Annotated in this window: 10 protein-coding genes; all 10 read left to right on the plus strand. The window is 72.8% G+C overall.

Annotated features, from left to right (window positions below; all coding sequences use genetic code 11):
• Positions 1 to 2 precede the first annotated feature (2 nt).
• The 10 genes from ABD241_RS09715 to ABD241_RS09760 all read left to right on the plus strand — a co-directional run bounded on the left by ABD241_RS09715 (position 3) and on the right by ABD241_RS09760 (position 21,996).
• Positions 3 to 2,354: an FHA domain-containing protein gene (locus ABD241_RS09715; RefSeq protein ID WP_344061233.1), complete on the plus strand. Its 2,352-nt coding sequence runs from the start codon at positions 3 to 5 to the stop codon at positions 2,352 to 2,354.
• The gene (locus tag ABD241_RS09720; RefSeq protein ID WP_344061236.1) at positions 2,354 to 4,078 is read left to right on the plus strand and encodes a serine/threonine-protein kinase; all 1,725 of its coding nucleotides are present in this window, start codon (positions 2,354 to 2,356) and stop codon (positions 4,076 to 4,078) included. The genes ABD241_RS09715 and ABD241_RS09720 overlap by 1 nt, the downstream gene beginning before the upstream one ends.
• A gap of 174 nt (positions 4,079 to 4,252) precedes the next feature.
• The gene (locus ABD241_RS09725) at positions 4,253 to 5,068 is read left to right on the plus strand and encodes an FHA domain-containing protein (protein WP_425580733.1); all 816 of its coding nucleotides are present in this window, start codon (positions 4,253 to 4,255) and stop codon (positions 5,066 to 5,068) included.
• Entirely contained in the window at positions 5,065 to 11,403 is a 6,339-nt protein-coding gene (locus ABD241_RS09730; RefSeq protein ID WP_344061240.1) for an Ig-like domain-containing protein, read from the plus strand. Before ABD241_RS09725 ends, ABD241_RS09730 begins: the two co-directional genes overlap by 4 nt.
• Positions 11,404 to 11,518: 115 nt before the next feature.
• Complete coding sequence (locus ABD241_RS09735) at positions 11,519 to 12,511, plus strand: AAA family ATPase (RefSeq protein WP_142180557.1); 993 nt, start codon at positions 11,519 to 11,521, stop codon at positions 12,509 to 12,511.
• A gap of 46 nt (positions 12,512 to 12,557) precedes the next feature.
• Positions 12,558 to 14,039, plus strand: a complete 1,482-nt coding sequence (locus tag ABD241_RS09740; RefSeq protein ID WP_344061243.1) for a DUF58 domain-containing protein — start codon at positions 12,558 to 12,560, stop codon at positions 14,037 to 14,039.
• A complete protein-coding gene (locus tag ABD241_RS09745) occupies positions 14,036 to 16,687 on the plus strand; it encodes a transglutaminaseTgpA domain-containing protein (protein WP_344061246.1) in 2,652 nt (883 codons plus the stop codon). The genes ABD241_RS09740 and ABD241_RS09745 overlap by 4 nt, the downstream gene beginning before the upstream one ends.
• Complete coding sequence (locus ABD241_RS09750; protein WP_344061249.1) at positions 16,684 to 21,081, plus strand: type VII secretion EssC family protein; 4,398 nt, start codon at positions 16,684 to 16,686, stop codon at positions 21,079 to 21,081. The genes ABD241_RS09745 and ABD241_RS09750 overlap by 4 nt, the downstream gene beginning before the upstream one ends.
• A gap of 290 nt (positions 21,082 to 21,371) precedes the next feature.
• A complete protein-coding gene (locus ABD241_RS09755; protein WP_142180561.1) occupies positions 21,372 to 21,647 on the plus strand; it encodes a WXG100 family type VII secretion target in 276 nt (91 codons plus the stop codon).
• 73 nt (positions 21,648 to 21,720) lie between these two features.
• Positions 21,721 to 21,996, plus strand: coding sequence for a WXG100 family type VII secretion target (locus tag ABD241_RS09760; RefSeq protein WP_142180562.1), 276 nt, complete (start codon positions 21,721 to 21,723; stop codon positions 21,994 to 21,996).
• Positions 21,997 to 22,051 lie beyond the last annotated feature (55 nt).

Here is a 22,051-nt window from a genome sequence, read left to right on the forward strand (position 1 = left end):
ACGTGAGTGGCCCGTCCGATGTCCCGGCTGTCGTCGTCGAACGGGCCCCCGACGGGTGGACGCACATCGGGGGCCCCGGCATGCACCTGCTCATCGGCCTCGACGAGGAGGACGACCGCACCCTCACGGCGAGCGACGCCGCCGACGGCGGCGACCTCGACGACGTCATCGAGGTGCTGACCGCCGGAGGCATGCGCAAGGCGCACCACTTCGTCGGCGTGCACTGGCAGCCGCGCACCCGCGTCGTCGCCTTCGGTCCCGTGTCGGCGCTCGTCACCCTCCCGGACGGCAGCGAGCACGACGTACGCGCGACGAGCAGCCGCGTGTGGACCGACCTCGAGCTGCCCGAGCACCCCGAGCGGGTCGTGCTGCGGGTGCTCGAGGAGTCGGAGCGCTCGCAGCCGCAGCCGGCGCAGACCCTCGTGCCGGGACTGCCCCCGACGGGGGGAGCCGAGCCGTCGGACGCCCCGACGCGGACTGTGGCCGCGACAAGTGCCCCGGCCGTCGATGCCCCGGTCGTCGATGCCCCGGTCGTCGATGCCCCGGCCGTCGTGGCTCGGCCATCGACGGACCCGTCCGCGGAGAGCGCCGACATCCCCGGCACTCCAGCCGCTCCCGCCGTCGCAGACGCCCGGAAGAGCAGTACCTGGGACCGGAGCTGGGCCACGCCGTCGAGTGACGCGGCGTCGTCAGCGCCATCGCACCCACCTGCCGTCCCGCCGACTCCAGCGCCAGCTCCTCCCGCACTCCGCCCCTGGTCGTCGGTGAGGCCGCCGGCCCCGAGCCGGTCGAGCGAGACGACGGCAACGGTCGGGGCAGCCGAGGCTCCCGCTGCCGCCTCCACTCCCGCGGCGCCCTCCACTCCCGCGGCGCCCTCCACTCCCGCGGCGCCCTCCACTCCCGCGGCCGCCGGGGCTCCCGCTGCCGCAGCGCCGTCCGATCCGGCTCAGGCAGTGCCGGCCGCCGGGCTTCCGGCTGCGGACGACCTGCCCCTGATGCCCCCGGCGCCTCACCAGGACGTCGACTCGACCTGGGCTGCACGCCCCGTCCTCGAGCCCGATGCGGCTCCGGCGGCCACTCCGGCGACACCCGCGCACCGGCTCGCCGTGCCGGCGCCGACCGACGACGGGCCCGCGGACGCCGAGGAGCAGCCCGCGGTCCCCAGCTACGACTACCTCTTCGGGCACACCACCGCCGCCGACGAGCACCGCAAGGTGCTCGCGCAGCTCACCCGGTCGGACGAGGACGAGGAGGCCGGCGACGACGAGGTCCTGTCCGTACCGGCCGTCGCCGACACGAGCGACGCCCCGGTGACGAACCTCGCGCCACCGGCCGAGGTGCCGGCTGCGCCGATCCCGACCGTTCCCGACCTGCCCCCGGTGTCCGAGGGCGGCCTCATCTCGTCCGTGCCGTGGGCGAGCCCGACGCAGAACCCCGAGGTGCCGAAGCCCGAGCCCGCGGTGCCCACCTTCCCGGGCCGGCACACCCCCCCACCGCCGCCGAGCCTCCTGCCGCCGTCGAACACGCCCCCGCCGGGAGTCCGCGCTCCCGAGGCGACGCCGCTCATCTCGACCGCGCCACCCGCCTCGCCACCCACCGCACCACCGACCCCACCACCGACCGCACCACCGACTGCGGCACCGACCGCGACGTCCCCCGCACCGGGCGCACCCGCGGCGCAGACGGTCGGCACGGCATACCCGGCGGTCCCCGCGCCACAGACCCAGCAGCAGGCGGAACCGTCCTTCGACGTGCCGATCGCGCCGCCCCAGCCCATGGCGCCGACCCCGAGCGCCGAGGTCGACGACGACGACGACGACGCGGAGCTGACCGTCGACCGGAGCGCGCTGCTCGAGGCGCGCCACGCCGCCCAGAGCCAGGCCGTCTCCGGCCCCAGCGTCCTCGCGGTCCTGTGCTCGGCCGGCCACCCGACCCCGCCGCACAGCGACCGCTGCCGGGTGTGCGGGGCCGGCATCCCGCCGCAGGGTCCCTTCACGATGTCCCGCCCGCCGCTCGGCATCCTGCGCCTGTCGACCGGTGACGTGGTGACCCTCGACCGCAGCGTGCTCCTCGGCCGCGCGCCGAAGCTCGGTGACGGGCTGGCCGTCCACGACCGCCCGCACGTGGTCAAGGTGCCCAGCCCCGAGCGTGACATCTCGCGCAACCACGTCGAGGTGATCCTCGAGGGCTGGCACGTGCTGATCCGCGACCTGGGCACCACGAACGGCACCACCGTGGCCCTGCCCGGCGAGAGCCCGGTGCGCCTGCGCGCCAACGACCAGCAGGTCCTCGAGCCCGGCTCGCTCGTCTCCATGGCCGACGAGGTCTCCTTCACCTTCGAGACCGCGATCTGATGGCCTCGCGCAAGGGCACCCCGCCGAAGATCCCGGGGCTCGTGTTCGTGCAGCCGCTCGGGTCGGGCGGCTACGCCGACGTCTTCCTCTACGAGCAGCAGAGCCCGCGCATGCCGGTCGCGGTCAAGGTGCTCAAGTCCGAGGGCCTCACCGACGCGCTGCGCCAGCAGTTCGTCGAGGAGGCCGACACGATGGCGGCCCTCGGCGACCACCCCTACATCGTGCAGGTCTTCCGGTCCGGTACCTCCGACGACGGTCGCCCGTACCTCGTCATGAAGTACTACCCGCCGCCCAACCTCGCGATGCGGGCGCGGGCGGAGCGCTTCTCGGTCGAGGACGTGCTGCGCACCGGCATCCAGCTCGCGAGCGCCGTGGAGACAGCGCACCGCGCCCACATCACGCACCGCGACATCAAGCCGGCCAACGTCCTCGTCAGCGCCTACGGCGCCCCCGGGCTCACCGACTTCGGCATCGCGGGTCGCGGCGCCCGCGAGGGCGACGCCCCGACCGAGGCCACCGACGACGTCGGCGTCTCCGTGCCGTGGGCCCCGCCGGAGGTGCTCTACGGCCAGAGCAACGGCGACGAGCGCTCCGACGTCTACTCCCTCGCCGCCACGCTGTGGCAGCTGCTCGTGGGGCGCTCGCCGTTCGAGGTCCCGGGGGGCGACAACTCCGCGTACGCGTTGATGCCGCGCATCCGCAGCACCCCGCCGCCGCCGACCGGGCGCCAGGACGTCCCGCCCGGTCTCGAGCGCCTGCTCGCCCAGGCGATGGCGAAGGACCCCGCGCACCGGCCGGCCTCGGCCCTGGAGCTCGCCCGGGCCCTGCAGGCGGTCGAGCAGCAGCAGCGCCTCGGCCGCACCCCGATCGTCGTCCTGGACGAGCAGGGCCACACGACCCTGGTCAGCCAGACCTCCGGCTCGCCGACGGGCTCCGCGGTCGAGGACGAGGACCGCACCCGCATCAAGGCTCCCCAGACGGTCGTGGCCCAGCCGCTCGGGCCCTCGCCCCAGGCGCCGGACGACGAGACCCGCCGCCGGCCCGAGGCCGGTGGCGGGCGCTGGTCTCCGGCACCCGTGCCGGCGTCGGCCACGAGCCATGGGCGTATGCCGTCCGCCGGCCCCGTGCGGGCGGCCACCGTCACCGACCCCGTCCACAGCAGGACCGCCCCGCTCGAGCCGGACACCGCCGAGGAGGCGACGATCCGCCGTGCGGCCGGCACCTCGGGTGCGCAGCCCGATCCCGGCGCGCCAGGGGCGGCGGCGGCGTCCTCTCCGCTGTCGCGGCCGGCAGTGGCGTGGGGCCTGCTGGCCGGGGTGGTCGTGCTGGCTGCGCTCGCGCTCTTCCTCGTGCTCCGACCCGGTGGCGAGGAGCCGACCCCGGCAGTGGTGACGCCGCGCGCGAGCGTGTCGATGCCCGGCGACGACAGCGCGATCGGCGACGGGCTCTTCGATAAGCCGTCGCTCTCCGCGGTCTCGGGCCCGGGGAGCGTCCGTTTCACGTGGAACTACCCGCAGACGTCGAAGAAGGACGTCTACCGGCTCTCGCTCGGAGCCACCCCCGCCGACGCGGGCAACCCCACGCGAGCCAGGTTCGTCTCGGTGGCCACCCGCAGCTACACCGTCAAGGCACCCAAGGGCACCAAGGTGTGCGGCACGGTCCTGCTGACCCGGTCGGGCCAGGCCTCGCCGGGTTCGGCCATCCAGTGCGAGACCGCCCAGTGAGCAGGGCGGGCAGACGACTGAGTACGCCGGCGGGTGGACAGGGCGCTGTCCGGCAGGCACCCTCGACACGAAGACCACCAAACCACCACGAAACCACGTAACACCTCCTGTCCGCACCCTGTCGCACGGGCGCGGGCAGGTGCGCCACGTCGACAGGGATTAGGGGACCTGATCGTGATCCACAGCAAGGTGACCGTCGTGTTCTGCGGCGAGGAGCACTCCGTGTCACCCGACACCGGCCTGACCATCGGCCGCTCCGGGGACCTCGAGGTCGACGACAACCCCTACCTGCACCGAACCTTCCTGCGGGTCACGCACGAGGCCGGCTTCTGGTGGCTCACCAACACCGGCTCGACGCTGACGGCGACGGTCGCCGACGAGCAGGGCCTCTTCCAGGCCTTCCTCAACCCCGGCGCCCGGATCCCGCTCGCCATGAAGAAGCTCCTCGTCTGGTTCACCGCCGGGCCCACCACCTACGACTTCGAGATCCACGTCGCGAGCCCCGCCTTCAAGACGGTGACGGCCGAGGCCCCCGGCGGCGCCCACGCGGATGGCCCTGCCGACGGCGAGGACGTCGGAGCCGCCACGGTCGGCCGGGTCTCCCTGACGCCGGACCAGAAGCTGCTCATCGTCGCGCTGTGCGAGCCGTTCCTCCGGCGTCGTGAAGCGGGTACGAGCCAGATACCCTCCTCTGCCGCCGCAGCCGAGCGCCTCGGCTGGACCCTCACCCGCTTCAACCGCAAGCTCGACAACGTCTGCCAGAAGCTCGCCGACGCGGGGACGCGCGGCCTGCACGGCGGCGTCGGCAAGCTCGCCACGAACCGCAAGGCCCGCCTCGTCGAGCACGCGCTGTCGACCAAGATCGTCACCGAGGACGACCTCGCCCTCCTCGACGCGCCGGCCGACACCACCTCCACGTCCATCTCCGCCGCCGCAGCAGAAGAACGGGCCGCCGACCAGCTGGTCGCGGCCGAACAGGGGAATGCATGAGCACCGCCGCCACCAAGCGACGGATCGGGATCGCCTCCACCATCGTCGTCGCCCTCGTCGCGAGCCTGCTCGTCTGGCTCGCGACCCGAAGCGAGGGCGAGGTCGTGCGCAAGGCCGACCTCAACGACGGCGGCGTCTGGGTCACCAACGCCGAGCAGGCGCGCTTCGGCCGGATGAACAAGCCGGCCGGCCAGCTCGACGCCGGGGTGCTGTCCGACGGCTCGAGCGGTTCGGGCCTCGACGTCTTCCAGGACGGCCCGGAGATCGTCGGCTACTCCCGGGCCAGCAACCAGATCGTGCCGATCAACCCGGCCGAGGGCACGCTGGCCACCGAGCAGGCCGTCGTGGTGCCCAAGGCGAGCACCGCCACCGGCAACCGCGTCTTCACCGCGCCGCTCGTGGACCTGCGCGGCGGAACGATCGCGATGATCGCCCCCGCCACGGGCGAGCTGCGGGCCCAGCGAGTCGCCGATCCGTCGGGCATCAGCGGCCTCGACGGGCTGCAGACCCAGGCCAAGCCCTTGGCGAAGGTGGGCGGCAACGCCGCCGTTGCCGTCGGCGTCGACGGCTCGGTGTATGCCGTGTCGGGGACGCTCGGGACGGTCACCGTGCTGCGGCCGGAGGGCAACGCATACGCCAAGCCGGTGACGACGAAGCTCGGCTTCACCTCGAAGTCGGCGCAGGTCACGGCGGTCGGGCCGCACTGGGTCGTCTGGGACTCGGGCACCGGCAGGCTCTATTCCGACGCGCTGGAGCAGCCGCAGCAGCTCTCGGTCGGCAACGCCGAGCCGGGGAACCCCGCGTTCGCAGCCCTGCAGCAGCCCGGGCCCGATGCCTCGAGCGTGCTCATCCAGGACGAGACGCAGCTGAGCCAGGTGCCCCTGACGGGCGACAGCCCGAGCGTCGGCGGCGTGAAGCTGACCCAGGCAGCGCCCGGCCAGCGCCTCTTCCTGTCGGCCCCGGTCCGCCTCGCCGGCTGCGTCCACGCCGCGTGGGCCGGCGCGTCCAACGTCTACTACGGCCGCAACTGCGGCAGCCCCACCGACGCCGACACCGTCGACCTCGGCGCCATGAAGAAGGGTGTGCGCACCGACGGCGTGAAGCTGCGCGTCAACCGCGGCCTCATCGTGCTCAACGACCTCGACTCCGGCGACGTCTGGGACATCGACCGCAACAAGGTCAAGATCGACAACTGGAACTCGGTCATCCCGCCGCCCCAGACCGACAACAGGAACAAGAAGAAGGACGAGAACCTCGTCGACGACGAGGTGAGCCGCACCCCGCCGAAGGCGCAGCCCGACAACCTGCAGGTGCGCCCGGGTCGCACGTCGACGCTGCACGTCCTCGACAACGACTCCGACTCGCAGGGCTCGATCCTCGCCATCTCCCCCGGCGACGTCACCCAGCCCGACGCCCCGGGCATCTCGACCACCGCGTCGGCCGACGGCCAGACCGTGCAGGTCAGCGTGCCCGAGGAGGCCAGCGGCACGTTCTCCTTCCAGTACACCGTCAACAACGGCACGACGGCCAAGAACGGCCGCGCCTCGGCGAAGGTCACCGTCCGCATCGTCGGCCCCGACGTCAACACCGCCCCGAAGCTGCGGGCCGGCCAGGCCAAGCTCGCCCAGGCGAGATACCCCGTCGTCGCCGACGGCTCCGTGCGGGTGGGCGTCATCGCCGACTGGCGCGACGCCGAGAACGACCCGATCCAGGTCTCGGCGCTCGACCCGGCCACGACCGGCGTCGACGGCGCGGGCGCCCTGACGATCAAGGCCAGGGCCGACAAGGGCGACCAGGTCGTCGACTACCAGGTCGACGACGGCCGCGGGGGCACGCAGCAGGCATCCGTGACGCTCGCGGTGCTGAGCGAGCAGGACAGCAAGGCGGTCGCGCCCAAGACCCAGCCGGATGTCGCGCGGGCGGTCGTGGGCAAGCCCGTCCAGCTCCAGCCGCTCGGCAACGACATCGCCGGCGCCGACCCGACCGACCCGCAGGCACGGATGCGCCTGGCCCAGGCCGTCAAGGGCCCGGGGCAGCTGACGCTGGACACCAACCTCGACACCGGCGTGCTCACCGTGACCGGCCAGACGCCCGGCACCTCCACCGTGACGTATGCCGCCCAGGTCGGATCGGGGGTCAGCGTCGGCCGCATCCGCGTCGACATCCTGCCCAGCCCCTCGGCCGACCTCCCGCCCGTCGCGACACCGGACTCGGCCGTGCTGCGCGGCCAGACGCCCGTCATCGCCGACGTGCTGTCCAACGACTACAGCCCGCGCAGCGACGTCCTCGTGGTGCAGCGCGTCGCCACGACCGACGCATGGCTGCGCGTGTCGGTCGTGCAGGGCCGCTGGGTGCGCGTCGAGGCGACCGCGCCTCTCGACGCCGACAAGCCGCGGCGGGGCGTCGTCAGCTACACGATCAGCGACGGCACCAAGACGGCCGTCGGCGAGCTGTCGGTCGTGCAGAAGCCGGAACCCACCGTGAAGGTCCTGCCGACCGTCGTCGACGACGTGGCCACGGTCCGCATCGGCGACGCCGTCACCATCCCGGTGCTCGACAACGACTCGATGAGCGAGGGCATCCCGCTCAAGCTCGACCCCGCCAGCGTCAAGGTGGTCTCCGGCGGCGGCCAGGCCTTCGCCTCCGGCACCGTCGTGCGCTACGTCCCCGAGCAGGCCACCCTCAAGAGCCCGGCCTCGGCGATCCTCGAGTACGCCACCTACCCCGAGGGCCTGCGCGCCCGGGCCGTCACCGGCCGGGTCACCGTCACCGTCAACCCGCTGCCCGACGCCGTGAAGTACCCCGACCAGCCGCCGGCCGCCCGCAGCTTCTCGGCGAGCGTCACCGCAGGCGACACCCTCGCCATCACGGTGCCGACGAGTGGGGTCGACCCCGACGGCGACCTGACCTTCGTCAGCGGCATCGTCGGCGAGGACGGCAAGGCCGTCGACCTCGAGCTCGGACGCGTCCTCGGCTTCGGTGCCGCGACGATCCGCTACGAGGCCTACCCGCGCAGCGCCGGGACCGAGGTCATCCGCTACCAGCTGCGCGACCGATTCGGCCTGACGAGCGAGGGCTTCATCCGCGTCGGCGTCGTGCAGCCCGGCGACCCGCAGCCGCCGGTCGCCGTCGAGGACGACGTCGTGGCGGCGCCCGGCCGCACCGTTCGCGCCGACGTGCTCTCCAACGACCTCATCGCCGCCGGCGACTCCGTCTCCTTCGTCGACCTGTCGACGCTCAACGACGCCGACGTCCTCAAGCAGTTCACCCGGCAGAAGGACGACACGTTCAAGGTGGTGGCGCCCGAGGACGGCCCGGCGAAGGTGCTCACCTACGGCATCACCGACGGGCTCTTCGACCCGTCGAAGTCGACCTTGACCGTCCGGGGCCAGAAGAACTTCAACAACCCGCCCGTCGCGGTCGACGACACCGGCGTCGCCAAGCCGGGCGAGACCTCGATCCGCGTCGACGCCCTCGCGAACGACCGCGACATCGACGGCGACCAGGCGAGCCTGAAGATCACGAAGTTCGTCGGCGACGGCGTGACCCTCGAGGGGCGCAAGCTGCGCATCCAGCTGCGCCCGCAGGCGCGCGTCGTGCCCTACGTCATCGAGGACGCCGACGGCGCCTCCGCCATGGCCCTGGTCTACGTGCCGGCCGGCAGCAACGGCGCGCCCTACGTCGTCGACGGCAAGGTCATCAAGATGGGCGCCGACTCCACGGTGAAGGTCTCGCTCGGCGACTACGTCAGCGCCCCGCGTGGCGGCAAGGTCACCCTCACCTCGCCCGACACCCTCTCGACGTCCCCCCAGGAGAACCTCCAGTCCCAGGCCGGCTCGGGCACCGACCTCACCCTCACGTCCACCAACGGCTACGTGGGCCCGGCGGCCCTCATGCTCGAGGTCACCGACGCGACCGGGCCGGCGGACAAGGCCGCCCAGACGGCCTACGTCACGATCCCGGTCCAGATCGGCCCCGACGTGCCGGTCCTGCGCTGCCCCGACCACGAGGTCCAGCTCGTCGCCGACGGGCCGGCCCGCTCCTTCGACATCCCACGGCTGTGCCACGCCTGGGTGCCCACCGGCATGGACCCCGGCAACGCGCAGTACGCCGCGACCTGGGACCCGGCCATCGACCGCGTCGACCTGACGCAGTCCGGCGCCGGCGGACGCCAGGTGGTGCTGAAGGCCCAGGCAGCCGCCCAGCAGGGCGCCACGGGCGCCGTGTCGGTGAAGGCGAAGGGCGGTGCCGAGTCCTTCAAGGTCAAGGTCCGCGTGGTCAACGCGCCGCCGCTCGGCACCGTCCGTCCCGCTCGCATCGAGGGACTCATCGCCGGCACCAGCCGAGTGGTCAACATGGCCCAGTACCTCGACAGCCCGCTGGGCGCGCCGCAGTGCGCGATCCAGTCCGCCCGCGTGACCTCCGGCACCGGCGTCAGCGCCTCGCAGAGCGGTTGCCGCCTGACGGTGTCCGCCTCCGCGCAGGCTCGTGGGGACGCCCGGATCCTGGTCGCGCTCACGGACGCCCCGGGCCGGGCCGCAGTGACCGGTGAGGTGAGCGTCAGCGTCCGGAGCAAGCCGGACCCCATGGCCGCTCCCACCGCGGTCGCCGACCGGATCCTCGGCAGCAGCGCGCGGGTCGACTTCCGGCCGCCCGCCTACGACGGCGGCCTGCCGATCCAGGGCTACGAGGTCACCGTCAACGGTCCCGGTGGTGGCACCAGGGCCTGCTCCTCGTCGCCCTGCACGGTGACGGGCCTGACCAACGGTCAGGACTACTCCTTCACCGTGCGCAGCCGCAACCCCGTCGGGTGGTCGGACCCGAGCCCGCCGAGCAACACGGTGCGCCCCGACACCAAGCCCAAGGCCACCTCCGTCACCGACGTCACGCCGGGAGACCGACAGGTCACCGTGCGATGGGCCGAGCCGCCCAACGCCGGCAGCAAGGTGCTGCAGTACCGCGTCCAGTGGGTCGACATCGGTGGCAACGCCGGAACCGGCAACCAGACGCTCGTCGATGCCCCCGCCCTGACCAAGGTCGTCACCGGGCTCGTCAACAACGACGCCTACAACATCCGGGTGCAGGCCAGGAACGAGGCCGGCTGGGGCCCCTTCGGCCCCGACGTCAAGGTGCAGTCCTTCGGCACCCCCGCAGCCGTCCCCGCTCCGACGCTCTCGCCCCGGACGCCGACCCCCAGCGCCTCGAACGCCCAGGTCAGCGTGAGCTGGCCGGCGACCGACCCCAACGGTCCACCGATCACGCAGTACGACGTGTACCGCCGCACCGGCTCCGGTGGCGCCTGGCAGCTCATCGCCAGCGTGTCCGGCGGGGCCCAGCGGGTCGCGAGCGACTCGGTGCCCTACAACGGGCAGACGGTGCAGTACACCGTGACCGCCACCAACGGTGGGCCGAAGACCTCGGCCAAGGCGAACTTCTCGTCCTACAAGGCGGACGGCATCCCGCAGACGCCCACGCTGACTTCCGTCACCACCCCCAACGCCGACTACAACGCCAACGCGCGGTTCTCCCTGGGTGACTCGCGCTCGAGCGGCTACGACCGGGTGGTGTGGCGGACCACCGCGGGCCGCAGTGGCTCCTGGAGCTACAACGGCGGGCTCTCGGGCGGCACGGCCACGAACCTCGGCACGAGCCAGCAGTCGATGCAGATCCAGGCCTGCAACACGGCCGGCAACTGCTCGCCGTGGTCCAACTCGGTCGGGTTCCACCCCTACGGGCCGACCCAGGGGGTGCCCGACCTGCGCGTCTCGAGCAAGGACGGCAACAGCATCACCTTCAGCTGGGGCACGACCGCCAGCAACGGCCGCCCGATCACCGGCTACGAGATCGACGGCGACCGCAACCAGACGGTGGGCCCCGGCACGCACTCGACGACCTTCAACAACCTCGGTTACTCCACGACGAGGACGATCCGGGTGCGTGCCATCGCCCAGGACTCGGGCCCCGGCCCGTGGACGGCCAGGGTCTCGGGGACGACCGACCCGAAGCCGCCGCCGCCCGCGCCGAAGGTCACCGCGCTCTACCCGACGGGCAACGCCGGCTACACCGCCGGGTGCACGAGCGGGAACTGCCCGTTCATCGGCTATGACCTGTCCAACTTCCAGGGGAGCATCCGCTGCGTCTTCAACAGCGACCAAGGGCCGAACGCCTGGCCCAACAACGTCGACGACGGCACGAGCTACACCCACGAGCCGACGAACGGCAAGAACACGTCGACGAAGTACTACGGCTTCTCCAGGGGCTGGATCTCGGTGACCTGCACCGGGTCCAACGGGTCCGACTCGTTGAAGCGCAGTCCCTGGGGCGGCGGCACGTGAGCCGGCGGCCACCGGCAGTCTGCATCGACGCGGGCACCTGGCCCGCCCCGCACGTCGCCGGAGCCCCCGGCATACGAACGCCTTTCGCAATGGACACGACAGGAGCACGACACCCATGACGGCCACCCCCACCACCGGTCGGATCACGCAGGAGCAGGTCACGTGGTTCGCCCACACCTTCGACCAGCTCGTCGCCAACATCGAGAAGGCCGTCCTCGGCAAGCAGCACGTGACGCGGCTCGCCCTCACCTGCCTGCTCTCCGAGGGCCACATGCTCCTCGAGGACTTCCCCGGCACCGGCAAGACGCAGCTCGCCCGCGCCCTCTCGGCGACGGTGCAGGGCACGCACAGCCGCATCCAGTTCACGCCCGACCTGCTGCCGAGCGACGTCACCGGCGTGACGATCTACGAGCCGACCAAGCAGGCCTTCGAGTTCCACCCGGGCCCGATCTTCGCGACCATCGTGCTCGCCGACGAGATCAACCGTGCCTCGCCGAAGACCCAGTCGGCGCTGCTCGAGGTCATGGAGGAGGGCCGCGTCACGATCGACGGCAAGCCGCACTCGGTGGGTCAGCCGTTCATGGTCATCGCGACCCAGAACCCCATCGAGCAGGCCGGCACCTACCGCCTGCCCGAGGCGCAGCTGGACCGCTTCCTCATGAAGTCGAGCGTCGGCTACCCCGACCACGAGGCGACCATCGCGGTGCTCGCCGACGCGAAGACACGTGACCGGGCCAAGACGCTGAGCCCGCTGATCGCGAGCAACGTCATCGTCGAGATGAGCAAGCTCGCCGACGAGGTGCACGTCGACCCGGCCATCCTCGGCTACGTCAGCCGCATCGCGGAGGAGTCGCGCCGTCACCCGTCGCTCAAGCTCGGCCTGTCGGTGCGTGGCTGCCTCGCCTACGTCCGCTGCGCCAAGACGTGGGCGGCGAGCCAGGGCCGCACCTACGTCGTGCCCGACGACATCAAGATGCTCGCCGAGCCGGTCCTCAGCCACCGCCTGCTGCTGGGCGCCGAGGCGCAGTTCGCCGGCACGACGGTCGAGCAGGTCATCGACCAGATCCTCGACGACATCGCCCCGCCGGCCGAGCGCGCCTCGGCCTGACGCGCTCAGCAGGGCTCGCACGATCGATGGACCACGAGGGGACCGCATGACCCAGCAGGACCAGGAGGTCGCGCCGTCGCGTCGCGGCGGCCGCTTCCGTATGCCGTCACGCCCGGCAGCGCCCGCCGGTGCCGGCGCGCCCGTGGCGGGCTCACCCACCGGCCCGTCGGCGTCAGCGTCGGGCGCCCGCGCCCGTGCGGTGGCGGGCACGACGAGCCGCGGCATCCGCCAGGTCACCCAGCCGCTCACCCGCTCGATCGGACAGGTGGCCGGCCAGACCGAGGGCGTCTGGCGGCCGGTCGCGCGCGTCGTGGGATGGGTCTCGCCGCTGGGCTGGACGATCCTGGCCCTCGGGGTCGTCTGCTGGTTCGTCGGTGCCCGTTGGGGCTGGACCGAGCTGCTCATGGTGGCGGCCGCGGCCCTGGTCCTCTTCGCGATCTGCCTGCTGCTCGCGCTCGGCCGCACGAAGGTCCGCGTCCTCGCCGAGGTCGACCCGCGGCGCGTGACGGTGGGCGAGCCGGCCACCGGACGGATCCTCGTCACCAACGAGGCGCGCACGCCGATGCTGCCGATCCTCGTCGAGCTGCCCGTGGGCCTCTCGGCGGCCCGCTTCGTGCTGCCGGCGCTGACGCCGGGCAGGGCCCACGAGGAGCTCTTCGTCGTCCCGACCTCCCGCCGCGGCGTCATCCAGGTGGGGCCTGCGACGACCGTCCAGGGCGACCCGCTCGGCCTGATGCGGCGCACGCTGACGTGGACCGAGCGCACCGAGCTGTTCGTCCACCCGCGCACCGTCGCGCTCGAGTCCCTCGGCGCCGGCCTGCTGCGCGACCTCGAGGGCAGCACCACCGAGGACGTCTCGATGAGCGACCTCGCCTTCCACGCCCTGCGCGAGTACCAGCCGGGCGACGACCGCCGCTACATCCACTGGCGCAGCTCGGCCAAGGCCGGCAAGCTCCTCGTGCGCCAGTTCCTCGACACCCGCCGCTCGCACGTCACGGTCATCGTCGACCCCGACCCGGAGCAGTACCGCTCCGGCCACGGGCGCACGGGCCGGGCGGACCGCGACGTCGAGCGGGACGTCATGGCCGCCAACGCGCCGACCGCCACCCAGGCCGACGTCGAGACGGCGATCTCGGTCGGAAGCTCGATCATGGTCCGGGTCATGCTCGACGAGCAGGACTGCACCATCGTCTGCGGCAGCCACAAGGTCACCAAGTCGGTGCCGCAGGTGGGCCTGGACGCCATGTCGCGGGTCGAGCCGGGACCCGTCGACCTGCTCGCCGCCTCGCTCGGGGCCGCGGACCTCGCACCCGACACGAGCACCTGCTTCCTCGTCACCGGGCCGCACCGGCCGTTCGTCGAGCTGCAGCGCGCGGCCGCGCAGTTCCCGCCCGAGGTGACTCGCGTCGTCGTCGTCATCGACCCGCAGGCCGACCACGGCATCCGCCGCGGCGGGGGTCTGACCATCCTCACCCTCGCCCGGCTCGAGGACCTCCGCCCGCTCCTCGTGTCAGGGGTCGCCCGATGAGCTCGATCCCCGCCCCTCCACCGTCCGCCCTCGTGACGCCCCCGTCCGCGCGCGAGCGCCTGCGCGGGCAGCTGGTCCGCCTGCCCCCCACGACGGCGGACCTCGTCGACGCCGCGTCCTGCGCGGTCCTCGTGGGACTGGCCCTCGTGGGTTTCCGCACGACCTTCTTCGGCCTCGGCTGGCTCTGGGTCGGCCTTGCGGGACTCGTGCTCGGCCTGGTCGTCGCGCACGTGACGGCGACCTACCGCGCACCCGGGGTCGTCACGCTGCTCGCGGTGGCGGCGGCATACCTGCTCCTCGGCGGCCCGGTGGCCACGCGCGAGGACCTCATCGCCGGGTTCCTGCCCTCGGGCAGCACCTTCGGCACCCTCGCGCACATGGCGGTCCCCGGCTGGAAGGAGCTGCTGACGGCCCTGCCGCCGGTCGACTCCGAGGGGCCCTACATGGCCCTGCCGTTCCTGTTCACCCTGGTCGGCGCGGCCACGGCCTACGGGGTGGCTCGCCGCTGGACCGGTGCCGTCGTCGCGCTCGTCGCCCCGGTGCTCCTGCTCGTCGCCTCCATCGTCCTCGGCACGCTGACCCCCGCCGCGGTGCTGCTGCAGGGAGCCCTCTTCGCCCTCGTGGCGATCGGCTGGACGGCGCTGCGCAGCAACCGCCACCGCCCCGCCTTGCAGAACGGCGCCGGCCGCACGACTCGCGCCGTCACGACCGCAGCGCTCCTCGCGGTGGCCACCGTCGGCGGCTTCCTCCTCGGACCGCTGCTGCCGGGCGCGGACGACGCGGACCGCACCGTCTTCCGGTCGGCACTCGTGCCCCCGGCCGACGTCGCGCAGTACCCCTCGCCGCTGGCCGGCTTCCGCCAGTACACCGAGCCCAACGGTGCACAGCTCTTCGACAAGACGCTGCTCACGGTCAAGGGGCTGCCTGCGGGGGTGCCTGTGCGGATCGCCGCCCTCGACTCCTACGACAGCTTCGTGTGGGGCGCCGGCAACGTCGCCAACAAGGGGACCGGCCCCGAGGCCGATGGCGCGGCCTTCCGCAAGGTCGGCAGCCACATCGCCGCCGACGGCCCCGGCGACCCGGTGACCGCGACGGTCAGCGTCCCGGCCGGCGGCTACAGCGACGTCTGGCTGCCGACCTTCGGCACGGTCACGGGCCTCGACTTCGGCGGCTCCCGGGGGTCGCAGCTCGCCGACGACCTTCGCTTCAACGTCGACACCGACACCGGCGTGCTCCCCGAGAAGCTCCAGGCCGGCGACACCTACACGGTCAGTGCGTTCGCCCAGAAGGTCGACGCCGCCCTGCCCAAGGAGGTCGACGTCGCCGAGGGCACGCTCGTCGACGGCCAGAACCTCGCCTTCGTCGACGACAAGATCACGCCGTGGACCGAGCGGGTCGACGGCACGTGGCAGCAGGTCGTCGCCGTCGCCAAGGCCATGCAGGACGGCGCCTACACCGACGGCGGCGCGCCCGGCGACTACCAGAACATCTTCCTGCCGGGGCACAGCCTGCGCCGCATGACGCAGTTCATGAAGTCGCCGCAGCTCGCGGGCAACGACGAGCAGTACGCGTCCGCGCTGGCGCTCGCGGCCAACCGCCTCGGGGTGCCCGCCCGCGTCGTCCTCGGCGCCGAGCCCGAGCAGAGCGGCGCGATCAAGGGCAAGGACGTCCACGCCTGGGTCGAGGTCGCCCGCGCCGACGGCTCGTGGCAGCCGATCTACTGGAAGCAGTTCCTGCCCGAGCGCAACAGGAAGCCGCAGCAGCTGATCACCAAGTCCGAGGAGAAGAAGACCGGCGCGCAGGTGCCGCCGCCGGCGGCCAACAACCCGCCGAGCGTGCTGCAGGGTCCCGACCAGGCGCAGAACGCGACCCAGCTCAAGACGCCGTCCAAGGACGAGAAGAACCCGCTCGACCCGTCGACGTGGCCGGACTGGCTGCGCTTCCTGCTCTTCTACGTCGTCGTGCCGCTGCTCGTGCTCCTCGCCGTCTACGGCTCGATCCGCCTTGCGAAGGGACTGCGGCGCCGCCGCCGGCGCACCACCGGGGCGACCGCGAGCCGGGTGAGCGGGGGCTGGCGCGAGGTCGTCGACACCGCGCGCGACCTGCGGATGCCGCTTCCCACCAAGGGCACCCGCCTCGAGCAGGCGCGTGCCCTGGAGGAGCACGTCTACGGGCCGCCGCCCGTGAAGCCGAGCCCCGTCGTCGACGGCGCACTCATGGGCGCCCCGGTCCCCGTATCGGGTGCGTTCACCACGTCGAGTGGGCACTTCGGCCCAGTTGTCCACAACGGTGCGACGTCCGCGGAGGCGGCCGAAGTGCCCACTCGACCTGCGCCTGGTCTTGAACTCGTGCCCCTCGCCAAACGCGCCAACGGGCACGTCTTCGACCTGGCCGAGCCGACGGCCGAGGAGGTCGAGGCGTTCTGGGCCGACGTCGAGACCGCCCGCAGGCGACTGCGTGGACACCAGAGCTTCTGGCAGAAGCTGCGCGGCGACGTGTCACTGGCGACCTTCCGCGACAAGCTGCCGTCCGGCGCCGGCCTCGGCCCCGCCCGAGCACGCACCTCCCGCCGCCAGGGCCAGCCGCAGAAGCCAACCCGCCGTTCGAAGCCCAAGGCCACCACCACACGCGCGAAGGGTGACTCGTGAAGCTGAAGTTCGTCCTCCGGTCCGGGGACCGGGAGACCGACCTCGTCGCGACGACGGACTCGGCCACCACGGTCGGTGACCTCGCCGGCTACCTCGCCGCGGCCGACCCGCACCGCTCCAGCGCCCTCGGGGTCGGCCAGGCGATGACGCTCGCCCTGGTCGACCAGGAGATGCGCGGGCTCGACCCGCGCGCCACCGTCGCCGAGAGCGGCCTGCAGTCGGGTATGCGGGTGTCGGTGACCCGGGCCGGCGAGGGCTTCGTCGACCGCGGCCGTCCCGCCGCGGTCGCCTACATCCGCTCCGGCCCCGACGCGGGCCGCGAGGTCCCGCTGGCCCGCGGGACGGCATACGTCGGCCGGGGACGCGGCTGCGAGGTGCAGCTCTCGGACCAGTCGGTGTCGCGCAAGCACGCCAAGCTCGTCATCCAGGAGGTCGTCGAGGTCGTCGACCTCGGCTCGGCCAACGGCATCACCGCCGGGGGCCAGCAGGTGACCCGGGCGCACCTCAAGAGCGGCGACGTCGTGCGGCTCGGCGACACCGAGCTCGAGGTGCACCTGCACGGCGACGGCGTCGTCACCCGCCCAGGCAGCGGCGTCCTCTCGGGCGACGCGGGCACCGTGGCCTTCTCCCGCTCCCCGCGGGTCGCGCCGCTCTTCACCGGGCAGGAGTTCCAGGTCCCGGACCTGCCCGAGCGCCAGAAGACCAACCCCATGCCCGTCGTCGCGATGGTGGTGCCGCTGCTCATGGGCGCGGTCCTCTTCGCCGTCACGAGGAGCCCCTTCTCCATCGTCTTCATGCTGATGATGCCGGTGATGATGGCAGGCACCTACTACGAGGCCCGGCGCCAGCAGAAGAAGGACTTCGCGCAGGCGATGGCGGAGTTCCGCGAGGACCTCGGTCTGCTCTCGCAGCGCATCCGCGGCTCGCTCGAGGTCGAGGGCGAGACCCGGCGGGCCGAGCACCCGAGCGGCGCCGCGTGCCTGGCCGCCGTCCGCGACCGCAGCGCGCTGCTGTGGACCCGGCGCCGCGACGGCCAGGGCTTCGGCGAGCTGCGCCTCGGCGTCGGCACCCGCCCGTCGCGCTCCTCGATCAAGATGCCCGCGGTCGGCCGCTCCAAGGCGGAGGCCTGGTATGCCGTCTCCGAGGAGCTGGGCGGCCTCGAGGTCGTCCACGACGTCCCCGTCGTGGCCACGCCCCTCGCCGACGGCGCCATCGGCGTCGCCGGCCCGCGCGCCAACGCGCTCGGCGCGGCCCGGTCGCTCGTCGTGCAGGCCGCGGCGCTGCACTCGCCGGCCGAGCTCGCCGTCTGCTCCTTCGCCTCCGGCAGCTCCGCCCGCGACTGGGACTTCCTCAAGTGGCTCCCGCACACCTCCTCGCCGCACAGCCCCATCGGGGTCGACCACCTCGCGGCCAGCGCGCCCGGGTGCTCGGCCCTCGCCGATGCCCTCGAGGACCTCGTCGAGGCCCCCGCCTCGGCGTCGGCCGCGGAGACGGCCACCGAACGGCCGACGGTCCTCGTCCTCGTCGAGAGCGACGCCCCGATCGACCGCAGCCGGCTCGTCGCCATCGCCGAGCGCGGCCACGGCAAGGGCGTCGTCGTCGTCTGGGTCGCCGAGAGCCAGCAGCTGCTGCCCGCGGCATGCCACACCTTCCTCGTCGTCGAGGGAGACGAGTCCTCCCGCGCCGGCTACGTCCAGGCCGGTGAGGAGGTCCAGCCCGTCGCGGTCGACCGGGTCGCCTACGACGAGGCGCTCGCCTGCGCCCGCCAGCTCGCCCCGGTCGTCGACGCCGGCGTCCCCGTCGACGACGCGAGCGACCTCCCGCGGTCGGTGTCGCTGCTGACCCTGACCGGGACCGACCTCGCCAGCTCCGAGCAGGCGGTCATCGAGAAGTGGGGCGAGTCCCGCTCGATCCTCACCGGCCCGTACGCGCCGGCCGTGCTGCCGAGGCGTCCCGGCAACCTGCGCGCCGTCGTCGGCCAGTCGAGCCAGGGCACCTACTCGGTCGACATCCGCTCCGACGGGCCGCACGCCCTCGTCGGCGGCACCACCGGCGCCGGCAAGTCCGAGCTGCTCCAGGCCTGGATCCTCGGCATGGCCGCGGCGCACTCCCCGCAGCGCGTCACCTTCCTGCTCGTGGACTACAAGGGCGGCTCGGCGTTCCGCGACTGCGTCAAGCTCCCGCACACCGTCGGCCTCGTCACCGACCTCTCACCCCACCTCGTGCGCCGGGCGCTCGCCTCGCTGGCGGCCGAGCTGCACCACCGCGAGCGGCTGCTCGCGCGGCACAAGGCCAAGGACCTGCTCGAGCTCGAGCGCCGCGGGGAGGTCGAGACCCCGCCGTCGCTCATCATCGTCGTCGACGAGTTCGCGGCGCTCGTCCAGGAGGTGCCCGAGTTCGTCGACGGCGTCGTCAACGTCGCCCAGCGCGGCCGCTCGCTCGGGCTGCACCTCATCCTCGCCACGCAGCGCCCGGCGGGCGTCATCAAGGACAACCTGCGCGCCAACACGAACCTGCGCATGGCCCTGCGGATGGCCGACGAGAACGACTCCGACGACGTGCTCGGCTCGAAGGAGGCCGCCTTCTTCGACCCCGCCCTCCCGGGTCGCGCCGTCTCCAAGACGGGCCCGGGCCGGCTCGTCCCCTTCCAGACCGGGTATGCCGGCGGGTGGACCTCCGACGTCCCGCCACCACCCGACATGAAGGTCGAGACGCTGACCTTCGGCCGGGGCCTCGAGTGGGAGCCGCCGCAGTCCGACGTCGCCGACGACGTCGTCGACCTCGGCCCCACCGACATCCAGCGGCTCGTCGCGACCCTCGGACGGGCCGCCAAGGTGGCGCAGCTGCCCAGGCCGCGCAAGCCGTGGCTGCCCGAGCTGCGCCCCGTCTACGACCTCGCGACCCTGCCGACCCAGCGCCGCGACGACGAGCTCGTCTTCGGGGTGGCCGACGACCCCGACCGGCAGGCCCAGCCGGAGATCGCCTTCCGCCCCGACAAGGAGGGCAACATCGCGATCTACGGCACGTCCGGCTCGGGCAAGTCCGTCTTCCTGCGCTCGATGGCCGTCGCGGCCGGCTACACCGTCCGCGGCGGGCCCTGCCACGTCTACGGGCTCGACTTCGGCAACAGGGGGCTCGCCATGCTCGAGGCCCTGCCGCACGTCGGCTCCATCGTGCCCGGCGGCGACCACGAGCGCGTCACCCGTCTGCTGCGCACCCTGCGCGCGACGATCGACGAGCGCGCCACCCGCTACTCCGCCGTCAGCGCAGCGACCATCACCGACTACCGGCGCCTCGCGGGCCGGCCCGACGAGCCACGCGTCATCGTCCTCATCGACAACATGACCGCCTTCCGGCAGGCCTACGAGGTCGGCGGCCGGTTCCAGTGGCTCGACCTGCTGGCCGGGCTCGCGGCCGACGGGCGACCGGTCGGCGTCCACTTCGTCATCGCCTCCGACCAGCGCACCGGCCTGCCGACCAACCTCGCCGCCGCAGTCCAGGGCCGGATCATCCTGCGCATGAGCAACGCCGACGACTACTCCGTCTTCGGCGTGCCGGCCGACGTCCTGACGATGGCCTCCCCGGCCGGGCGGGGACTGATGGCCGGCTCGGAGGTGCAGGTCGCGGTCCTCGGCGGCTCCTCCGACGTCACGGTGCAGGCGGCCGCGATCGAGGCCTTCGCCGATGCCACCCGCAAGGCCGGCGTGAGCCAGGCCCCGCCCATCGAGAGCCTGGCCGAGGTCATCCCCCTCGGGGAGCTGCCCTCGGAGTCCCGCGGACGGCCGGTGCTCGGCGTCGCCTCCTCGACGCTGGAGCCGCACGGCTTCGACCCCAAGGGCACGTTCGTCATCACCGGGCCCTCCGGGTCGGGGCGCACGACGGCCCTGGCAGCCACCGCAGCCGCGCTCTTCCGGTTCAGCTCGGGCACGGCGCTCTACCTCATGACGCCACGACGCTCCTCCGAGCTGCTCGACCTCGGCATCTGGGCCGAGACCGCGGTCGGCGGCGAGGCGACGACCAAGCTCGCGGCGCGCCTGACGGCCGACCTCGAGCAGGGACGCACCAGCAGGCCCGTGGCGGTCTTCGTCGAGCGTGTCGACGACCTCGCCACCTCGGGCGCCGAGAACGCGCTCACCGCGCTCGCCAAGGCGTGCGTCGACGACGACCAGCTCGTCGTCGCCGAGGGCGAGGCGGCCTTCTTCAGCAGCAACTTCGGCCTGCAGGCGCTGCTCAAGACGTCCCGCTCGGGCCTGGCGCTGCACCCGGACGGCAACGAGGGGCTGTCCGTCTTCAAGGCCAACCTCCCCGCCCTCAACCGGGCAGAGCTGCCCCCGGGCCGGGGCTTCCTCGTCGAGAAGGGCCGGTTCGAGCTGCTCCAGGTGGCCCTGCCGTGAGGTGCGCGACTGCGCCGAAACCACTGCGGCACAGGGCCGCTCGGGCGACCCGGCGGCATACGGCGTCGGTGGCCGGCTGCGCGAGCAGGCCGTGGACAGGTCATGGGGAGCGCTCCCCATCGACACCCCGGCGGGGGTCCCATACGTTTCCTTCTGTCGACACAAGCCGCGTACGGGACGAACGCCCCGAGCCGGACGTCGAGGAGTGACATGAGCGGGCCTGCAACGGGTGGTCCGGAGAAGAAGAGCTTCCCGAATCTGTCGGGGGAACACAGGCAAAGGAGAAGGACATGACTTGGCTCGGCATGAACGACGACGAGGTCAACGCCCAGGGCAACGTGCTGCAGCAGCAGGCTGAGGCCATCCAGAAGCTCATCACGAAGGTCGACTCGGAGGTCGAGTCCCTCAAGCAGAACTGGCAGGGCGACGACTCCAAGCAGTTCGAGCAGGAGTGGACCGGCACGCACCGCCCGGAGCTGCAGAAGGCGCAGAAGCTGCTCACGGAGATGAAGTCGACGATCGACCGCGAGGTCGCGCAGCAGCGCAGCACCTCCTCGCAGTACTGACCGACTGACCGACCGCATCCCGCGACCGACATCCGACCCGTCCACTCACGCAGACTTTCGAAGGGGAACTGACATGGCTGTTTACAAGAAGGGCATGAACGCGGACGCGGTGTCCGCGTCCGGTGACAAGCTCGTCGGCTACAAGGGCGAGCTCGACGGCATCGTCGAGGCCGTCAACAGCGCCGTCTCGCAGATCAAGGGCAACTGGGGCGGCACCGACGCCGACCAGTTCCAGAGCGACTGGCACGGCCAGCGCCAGGTCGTGACGGCCGCCGGCGAGAAGCTCGACGCGATGGGCCGCAAGTGCAAGGCCAACGCCGAGTCGCAGAAGCAGACGTCGTCGCGCTGAGACCGGTGACCGCCTGAGCCTCGGCTCGGCGGGACCCACCCGAAGGGTGGTCGCT

The sequence above is a fragment of the Terrabacter lapilli genome (assembly GCF_039531305.1).
Lineage (GTDB): Bacteria > Actinomycetota > Actinomycetes > Actinomycetales > Dermatophilaceae > Terrabacter > Terrabacter lapilli.

What these genes read in the sequence shown, in the direction of transcription:
- ABD241_RS09745 (WP_344061246.1), top strand. Translation starts at nt 14,036, where the DNA reads ATGAGCTCGATCCCCGCCCCTCCACCGTCCGCCCTCGTGACGCCCCCG.
- ABD241_RS09730 (WP_344061240.1), top strand. Translation starts at nt 5,065, where the DNA reads ATGAGCACCGCCGCCACCAAGCGACGGATCGGGATCGCCTCCACCATC.
- ABD241_RS09720 (WP_344061236.1), top strand. Translation starts at nt 2,354, where the DNA reads ATGGCCTCGCGCAAGGGCACCCCGCCGAAGATCCCGGGGCTCGTGTTC.
- ABD241_RS09760 (WP_142180562.1), top strand. Translation starts at nt 21,721, where the DNA reads ATGGCTGTTTACAAGAAGGGCATGAACGCGGACGCGGTGTCCGCGTCC.
- ABD241_RS09755 (WP_142180561.1), top strand. Translation starts at nt 21,372, where the DNA reads ATGACTTGGCTCGGCATGAACGACGACGAGGTCAACGCCCAGGGCAAC.
- ABD241_RS09735 (WP_142180557.1), top strand. Translation starts at nt 11,519, where the DNA reads ATGACGGCCACCCCCACCACCGGTCGGATCACGCAGGAGCAGGTCACG.
- ABD241_RS09740 (WP_344061243.1), top strand. Translation starts at nt 12,558, where the DNA reads ATGACCCAGCAGGACCAGGAGGTCGCGCCGTCGCGTCGCGGCGGCCGC.